Source organism: Xenorhabdus griffiniae (assembly GCF_001028135.1).
Classification (GTDB): domain Bacteria; phylum Pseudomonadota; class Gammaproteobacteria; order Enterobacterales; family Enterobacteriaceae; genus Xenorhabdus; species Xenorhabdus bakwenae.
Window position 1 is genome coordinate 1 of record NZ_LDNM01000088.1, and the last position, 3,435, is coordinate 3,435.

At 43.9% G+C, this 3,435-nt stretch carries 4 protein-coding genes and 2 pseudogenes; 2 read left to right on the top strand and 4 right to left on the bottom strand.

What is annotated here, in order from left to right:
• The 4 genes and pseudogenes from AAY47_RS15610 to AAY47_RS15625 form a co-directional block, all read right to left on the bottom strand.
• Positions 1-627 (bottom strand): annotated as a pseudogene (locus AAY47_RS15610) (hypothetical protein); the annotation flags it as partial.
• Positions 628-869: 242 nt separating this feature from the next.
• The gene (locus tag AAY47_RS15615; RefSeq protein ID WP_047771056.1) at positions 870-1,271 is read right to left on the bottom strand and encodes a hypothetical protein; all 402 of its coding nucleotides are present in this window, start codon (positions 1,269-1,271) and stop codon (positions 870-872) included.
• A gap of 12 nt (positions 1,272-1,283) precedes the next feature.
• Positions 1,284-1,553 (bottom strand): helix-turn-helix domain-containing protein, encoded by a 270-nt coding sequence (locus tag AAY47_RS15620; protein ID WP_053014303.1) that lies wholly within the window; start codon positions 1,551-1,553, stop codon positions 1,284-1,286.
• 411 nt (positions 1,554-1,964) lie between these two features.
• Positions 1,965-2,639 carry a S24 family peptidase gene (locus AAY47_RS15625; RefSeq protein ID WP_047771057.1) on the bottom strand — a complete coding sequence of 225 codons (675 nt, stop codon included), beginning with the start codon at positions 2,637-2,639 and terminating at the stop codon, positions 1,965-1,967.
• Between the two features lie 140 nt (positions 2,640-2,779).
• Here AAY47_RS15625 and AAY47_RS15630 point away from each other — a divergent pair, with 140 nt between their 5' ends.
• Entirely contained in the window at positions 2,780-2,980 is a 201-nt protein-coding gene (locus tag AAY47_RS15630) for a helix-turn-helix transcriptional regulator (RefSeq protein WP_047771058.1), read from the top strand.
• A 13-nt stretch (positions 2,981-2,993) separates the two neighbouring features.
• Positions 2,994-3,435 (top strand): annotated as a pseudogene (locus tag AAY47_RS15635) (replication protein); the annotation flags it as partial.

Consider the following 3,435-nt stretch of genomic DNA (forward strand, 5'->3'; position numbering starts at 1 on the left):
TACTGCGGGATCAACCTCTGGTTCTGGTTCAGGGGTCTGTTTGCCCTCATCCAGCAATGCCAATGCAAACTCGCGGCGTTCGGTAATGCCTGGTATTTCGTCCCAGCTCGCTACCATTTCCAGACACAGGTCTAAAATTCGCGCGTTTGTCAATGCCTTGAGTTCCTGCAACCCTTGTAGAGCACAGTCCAGAGCGTCTACCTGCCCGTTACGTTCCTCTTCGCCAACGCCCTCAATAACCGCACGAGCCTGAGCCAGTTTATCGGCGGTCAGGGTGTAGGCGTCATTTTTGAACAACACGGCGATGGCGGGCACAGTTTCCAAATCCAGCGTTTCGATATCAACAGGAGTGTTATCTATGACTTTTTTAACACTGGATTTTTTCGGTTTGGCGGGTCGGCTATCCCACGCCTCATCAACAGCCTCTGCAAGGATTCCCTCAACCACCACCTCCTCCTCCGGGAGTTCCATAGCGTAGGTTTTAAGGTCTGCCTCATGTATGTCAGAATTAGCAGCTGGTGCTACCGCTGTTTGAGGCGTAACAAATGTCGAAAGGAGTTGTGATAACAGCGCGTTATTTGTTTCCAATAACGCATTATTTTTATCTAAAGATGTTTCTAAGCTCATTTTCCAGCCCTTTTATTATGAATACAAAGTGATTGGGAATTTACTATCAGGATTGCGTTGTAATTCTTCGAGTTTCCGTTGCCAGCGTAGGCGGCGAACGGTGTTATTTACCGGGTATCGGTCAACCGGTATTATTTTTGGTTTCATAACGCTTTTTTACACACCAAAAAGCACACCCACCAAAACTGGCAGATGGGTGTGGTAGCCAAAGGACGATAATTTGGTACGGACGTAATGCGGTTTTATTTCGTAGCGGTCAGCGCTATCAACGCCCGAGCGTGCAGTTCGGCGGATTCGCGGTCGAGGTGGATTAGACCGCGTTGCAACCATTCGATATCACAGGTATCGTTACCCCACGTGACCCGGTTTGCGTAGAGTGAGATACTGTTGATTGACGGAGTATAATACTCAGTGCCAATCACCAATGGCCCCCTCACTGGCTCTGGAACTTCGATACCCCCGATTTTGATAGTACGGGGTTTCAGGCGATACTCACGGTCGAACCAGAATGCAATAGGTGTAATGCAATCATCCCAATCGTTATTGGTGAGCGTTTTACATTGAAAATGTCGCCACGGTTCATTATCTGTTTGCGCCATTTCTGCGTATGTCGCCATTAAATCGGCGTGAATATGTTTAGCCATTGTTATTAGCTCTCAATAAGTTTTGAAAAACCGTGTACTATCGGTAAAGTGGATATAGGGGTTACCACCGTCAAGATCCGCTAAATCGAGTTCCATTAAATCCGTTGCGGTACGTCCAAAATACTCAGCAATATTTTTTAACATAGAGTAAGAGGGATCTTTAACTTCACCTGACAGAGTTCTATGTAATGTGGGTTGATTTATTTCTAGGCGTTTAGCTAGTTCTTTTACGCTTTTTATTCCATGTATGGGCATTAGGTAAGCTATATTTCTGATTAGCATTTTAGTTATCTCATGTTGTAGGTTGGCTCACCATAGACCACTCATTGAATGGCCTACAGTTAGCCGCTCTTTATTGGTAATTTTCCTCCTATAGGTTGAATTTTGCGTTCGCACACTCCCTACCGCCAGTGTTGCCCGTTCGCGCCCATTTATGGGGCTAATCTTCCCATCGACCGGATCGCGCTCGATGGTACGTCGCATTTCATGCGTAGGGGTCTAAACAGCAGGTAGTGTGCGTTCCGACTTTCTAAATTGTTAAAGAGCGTTATATACGAAATTGAATTCGTATTCGATAATGTATTTGTATACCATCATGGTTTAAATGTAAATACGAAAAAGTATATTTTTAGGAAAAAGAAAAGCCACCCTGATGGTGGCTTCATTTATTTGATTGTTTTATAAGTAATTTAATTATCTAATTAACGCGGTTAATTTTGCTATCCCTGCTACGTAGTGCATAATTTCAATTGTGTTTTTAGGTATAAGTGCGGGGGCTTGGTCTTCGTTTACTGGTAGTAGGTGATAGTACCCGTCCCGCTCAAACAAAAACGTTTTTATAAATGCGGTATTATCCGTTGTCACAATTAGAACCTCATCCCCTGGGGCTAATACGTGATTCGGTTCTATAACAACAAATTCGCCCTGTTTAATGCGTGGCATCATAGAGGTTCCGATACAACGTACCGCGTATACGTCTTTATCATAGGATGCCCACCTAATATACATTGAGTGTTGGTTTTTTGGGGGAGGAGGTGCACTTTTTTCAACATCACCAATAATGATGTCGTTGCGAATCGGTACATTGGTAAACGTATGGGAGTGATGATCCCCCTCTGTCTCAACAATAGCGGTAGATTCTGAACTCGTTAAATCACATTCGACCAGATCTATCGGTGAAACTCCAAAAAAATCAGCTAGTTGTTTTAGAGTTGAGTATTTTGGCTCTTTAACTTCCCCTGTCAATGTTCGGTGTAGGGTTGGTTGGTGCATTTTTATACGTTTAGCTAGATCTTTTACAGTTGTTATGCCGTGTATATCCATCAAGAAACGTATGTTGTTAGTTAACATGCTCAGTTCAGATGTCATCTGTCACACCTCAAGTTGGGTGATTACTAATCGATTATTCATATTCGCATATTCTAGAACGTTTTTGTTTACGTTTCTGTATTGCCTTTGAATTCGTTTACGTATAATTTAAATTCATTCACCAAATGAGGGTTTTGATTATGTACGAAATTCATCCGCAAGATTTGATCAAAAAAATTATAGATGCTGGATTTAGCCAAGCCCAAGTAGCTAAACAAATCGGCGTTAGCCAGGCATCGCTAAGCCGTATTATGACTGGAACCAGCCCAGATCCCCGTTTATCTACCGTTAGAGCTATTGAGCGTTTTTATACGGAATTTGTGAAAGAAAATAACAAATAAGGCGCGTACCCATATGTCAGAACAAACAAACTGGGGGGCGACGCCTGATGAATGGTTCCATATGGATCTGATACTGGGCTGTGCGGAGAAGCTGCTACCCGTGGTATGTAATCCTGATGCCCTCGTTTCCCCTGATTCATCATTGAAAAGCATTGGCAAAACTCCTAGCCGTTACAATCGATTACGGCAAGTGGTGGGTATCCCCCGGTGGACAGAAAAAATAGTCACTGATTCGGATATTACAACATGGTCGAACGAACCGGACTACGGTATTTGTATGCGTACCGGGCGTAATGAGCTGGCGGTGGATTGCGATAGCGAAGATGAGAAAATACAGGCGCAAATTCAGGCGCTGTTAACCCAGATGTTCGGCAAGCTGCCTCCGCGCCGTCATCGCAATAACAGTAATAAGTGCCTGTATTTGTTGTCAGTTAAGGGCGAGTATCGTAAGCGCG

What these genes read in the sequence shown, in the direction of transcription:
- AAY47_RS15615 (WP_047771056.1), bottom strand. Translation starts at nt 1,271, where the DNA reads ATGGCTAAACATATTCACGCCGATTTAATGGCGACATACGCAGAAATG.
- AAY47_RS15620 (WP_053014303.1), bottom strand. Translation starts at nt 1,553, where the DNA reads ATGCTAATCAGAAATATAGCTTACCTAATGCCCATACATGGAATAAAA.
- AAY47_RS15625 (WP_047771057.1), bottom strand. Translation starts at nt 2,639, where the DNA reads ATGACATCTGAACTGAGCATGTTAACTAACAACATACGTTTCTTGATG.
- AAY47_RS15630 (WP_047771058.1), top strand. Translation starts at nt 2,780, where the DNA reads ATGTACGAAATTCATCCGCAAGATTTGATCAAAAAAATTATAGATGCT.